At 57.6% G+C, this 3645-nt stretch carries 2 protein-coding genes and 2 pseudogenes; 3 read left to right on the top strand and 1 reads right to left on the bottom strand.

Annotation, left to right across the window (positions count from 1 at the left end; translation table 11 throughout):
• Both Q0835_RS29500 and Q0835_RS29505 read left to right on the top strand, forming a co-directional pair.
• Nucleotides 1-418 (top strand): annotated as a pseudogene (locus tag Q0835_RS29500) (IS5/IS1182 family transposase); the annotation flags it as partial.
• A 58-nt stretch (nt 419-476) separates the two neighbouring features.
• A pseudogene (locus Q0835_RS29505) lies at nt 477-746 on the top strand (7-cyano-7-deazaguanine synthase); the annotation flags it as partial.
• A gap of 264 nt (nt 747-1010) precedes the next feature.
• Here the strand turns inward: Q0835_RS29505 and Q0835_RS29510 are convergent.
• A complete protein-coding gene (locus Q0835_RS29510; protein ID WP_298966989.1) occupies nt 1011-2123 on the bottom strand; it encodes an RHE_PE00001 family protein in 1113 nt (370 codons plus the stop codon).
• Between the two features lie 178 nt (nt 2124-2301).
• On the opposite strand from Q0835_RS29510, the gene Q0835_RS29515 reads away from it, so the two are divergent.
• On the top strand, nt 2302-3525 hold the full coding sequence (locus Q0835_RS29515; RefSeq protein ID WP_298966992.1) for a site-specific integrase: 1224 nt from the start codon (nt 2302-2304) through the stop codon (nt 3523-3525).
• Nucleotides 3526-3645: the final 120 nt, after the last annotated feature.

Below are 3645 nucleotides of genomic sequence, written 5' to 3' on the forward strand. Positions count from 1 at the left end.
TGCACCGCTTTCTAGCCCCTCTCGGCAGATTGCTTCGCATTCCGCCTGCCGGGCAATGGATGGTGCCTATGACGGCGTCGCCACACGGAACGCAATCACGCAGCACTTTGCCGATGTGGAGATCATCATTCCACCACCGAAGACGGCTGTTGCCGGCCCTGAGGCTGAGACCAACCCCACTGCGCGGGATCTGGATATTCTAGCGATCAAGGCCCATGGCCGCATGGCCTGGCAAAAGAGCACCGGACATAACCGAAGAGCGCGCGTGGAAACGCTCATGGTCCGCTGGAAGTCGGTCATCGGGGAAAGGCTGAGATCACGCATCCTGGACAATCAGAGAACCGAGAGCCGGATCGGCGTCTCGGTCCTCAACAAGATGACTTCCCTCGGACATCCTACGTTCGAACGTATCTCATGATGCCCAAATTCTGGGTAAGGGACCGCTGCGTCACAGATAATGACTTATGCAACACGGCGCCCTCAACCTAGGAATGGATACGAATTTCGTAATCCACACACCACTGATGTGGATCGACAAAGCCGAGACATGGCGCTTTTCCCGCGATCTCGGTGGGGACGCGCTTGCCGATCTGATCCGTGAGGAGAGCCATACTTGCTACCAAGGCGATCGGACTCCACACGAGTGGGGACGCCTATGCGGCATATGTCCAGCCTGTGATCTGCTCGCCAAAGGATATCTGCGATTTAAAGGCGAACCATCATCGGAAGCGAGGGATCTGAAATGACTGAGTTGGAACGCAAACGCAACACGGCGCATCACAGCTATCTACCAGCGCTGAGCCCCGTAAACAACTTGGCAATCCCTCAAACACCTATGATATCATTGACCATTGTTGGCAGGGTATCTCGTGGGAGGCCCGCCCAACTTTCCGATCTGCAGCGTGCTGTTTTCAGAAGCGGATGCGTGTTCAATTTAACCAGGCCCTCTGAAGACCTGAATTGCTGTACTCAATTGTGTTCGCTAAATAGTTGAAGACGCGATCGCGGCGTCACATAACCCCCCACACTCGGAACCGCCCTCGCCCCGTAAGCTCCCGTAGATTGAGCTCTTCGACAAGCCGGAGCGCGGCTTGGGGCGTAATTCCGATTTCTTTTGCGATCGTCCCGGCCGACACCATCGGCCTAGCCAGCACCAGATCGACAAGCGCCGGCAGTTTTGACGATTTTCTCCGACCCTTCAGCCGATGGTCCAGTGTCTGCCGGGCCAGCACCAGCTTGTCGTGTTCCTTGAGCCCGAACTCGGCCGCTGCTGTCAGCGCGGACAAGAGCGCCGTCAGCCGGGTGTCCAGGTTCTTGCTGGTGCGCTTATCCCGCCCGATCAGCTTCAGGCCGAGATTTGCCGTCGCCAGATGTGTGGACGTTGTCAGGCCTGCTTCCGACAAGCTGCTTGCCGCCAACAACCGGCCCAGCCACGGCATGCGTTCCAGAACATCCAAAAAATTCCAGGCGTCGAGCAAAAGGACGGCCCGCAGCACGGGTGGCAGGTTTTCGGTTTTCCTGAGGACCTCGCGCCATTCGGCCATTCGGTCTTCTTGGTTCCAGTCCGGATCGTAGACGATTTCAGCCCGTTTTTTTTGGGGCTCTCGCTTTGGCAGGTTTTCGCCAGCCAATACGGCCGTGCTGCGTTCGAGCACCGCGTCCAGGACCGCCAGTTCCTGCGCCAGTGGGTCAACCTCATTACTTTCAGTCTCAATCTGCGGTTTAGAGGGCATGATAACTTCGTTGACCAGCCTCCCCTCTTCGTTTTCCCGGAAATCCTCAGCCCCGCGCAGCGCCAAAAACCCCTCAGGACGGAGGGCCCAATCGGGCGGATGGCGCAGGATCTTCCTCCTTGCGCGCAGAACCGCGTGGGCAATTGTCAGCTCGTGGGTTGGCGAGCGAATGTCCCGCGCAGAATCGTGCAGCACCAGGTCTTCCAGGTGAACCAGTTGGCCGTCGACCCAGAGCGAGGCGCAGGCGTCCCGAAAATGCAGCCGTTCGAGGCAGCCGGGCCCGAGCAGTGACTGCTTCAGGCGCTCGTCAAGGCGGACAATTGCGGCGGTTGCCTCGGATATGGGTTGCAGCAGCGCCTGGATCGGAATTTTTGTAAGATCGTAAGACATTGATTTTTTGATACTAGATTTGTTTATTGAAAACTATCTAGTATTTACATTTCAGTACATGCACGCACAAAAAATCAGAAATATGACAGTCGATAAGTAACCCTTATCGATGGTTATTGATTTCAAGCTGCATCTCGCTAAAATAAGGCTCCGACACAGCCCAGAACCGTGAAAACCAATGTCGCAGAACCCGTCTCTTCCAGCCGTCAGCGATGACTTCGCCGAGAAACTGGATAAACTCGACACCCTGGCGGCCATCCTGCCCGCCCTTGCCGGACAAGATCGCAGCGAGCAACTGGCGCATCTCCTTACCGACGATGACATCGACACCCTTCGACACCTGGCCAAGGAAGGCATGGGCGAAAATACGCTCCGCGCCCTCACCTCCGACTTTTCGTATCTGGAAGCCTGGTGCCAGGCCGCAACCGGTACTCCCCTGCCCTGGCCCGCACCGGAATCGCTGATCCTGAAATTTGTTGCGCACCATTTGTGGGACCTGGAGAAGAGGAAAATTGATCCGGCGCACGGCATGCCGGAGACTGTTGCGGCAGAACTCGAAGACCTGAAGTTGTTAAGAACACCAAAAAATACAGCGGGTCTCCGACCCCCGCATGCGCCGGCGACTGTGGAGCGGCGGTTGGCGACCTGGTCCACCCTGCACAGATGGCGGGGGTTGGAAGGCGCATTTTCCTCGCCGCAGATCAGATCCGCCAAAAGACTGGCCGTGCGCACCGCAGACCGCCCAAAAACCCGCAAAAGCAAAAAGGCTGTTACGGCCGACATTTTGAAACGGCTCTTGGCCACCTGCGAGGGCACAGATTACCAGCAGCCCTCGCTCACGGATGTGCGCGATCGCGCGCTTTTGCTGCTCGGCTTTGCCTCCGGCGGCCGGCGCCGGTCCGAAATTGCCGGGCTTCGTATGGATCGTGTTCTGTTCGAAGCCCCGGTTCCAGGCGATCCGGACCGACCCGAAAGCCCTCTCCTGCCTTGTGCGACCATACGGCTCGGCCGCACCAAGACCGAAGATGCTTCAGGTGACGACAATCATGTCTTGCTGCTCGGCCAGCCGGTTGACGCCCTGCAAGCTTGGCTGAAGGCCTCTGGGATCATGGATGGTCCTGTTTTCCGGGCGATCGATCAGTGGGGCAATCTGAAATCCCGCGCCCTGTCCCCCCAATCCATCAATGCCATCTTGAAAAAACGGTGTGCCGCTGCAGGTTTGGATCCCACAGATTTTAGCGCACATGGTCTGCGCTCCGGGTTTCTGACAGAGGCGGCTAACCGGGATATTCCGATACAGGACGCCATGCAACAGTCGCGGCATCGGTCCTTGTCGCAGGCGTCTGCCTACTATAACGAGGCCAATCGCCAGCGCCGTCGATCGGCACGGATCCTTGAATGACAAGGTGATCAATTGCGGGTCGCGGCGCGAGACGGATTAAGCGGGTTGCCGCTCTCACCTATATGGCATTTCAATGTGCCCGCCAGTTGGGCTAACAACCAGGAAAAGGAAAGAGCGGCG

This window comes from uncultured Roseibium sp., assembly GCF_947499295.1.
Lineage (GTDB): Bacteria > Pseudomonadota > Alphaproteobacteria > Rhizobiales > Stappiaceae > Roseibium.

What these genes read in the sequence shown, in the direction of transcription:
- Q0835_RS29510 (WP_298966989.1), bottom strand. Translation starts at nt 2,123, where the DNA reads ATGTCTTACGATCTTACAAAAATTCCGATCCAGGCGCTGCTGCAACCC.
- Q0835_RS29515 (WP_298966992.1), top strand. Translation starts at nt 2,302, where the DNA reads ATGTCGCAGAACCCGTCTCTTCCAGCCGTCAGCGATGACTTCGCCGAG.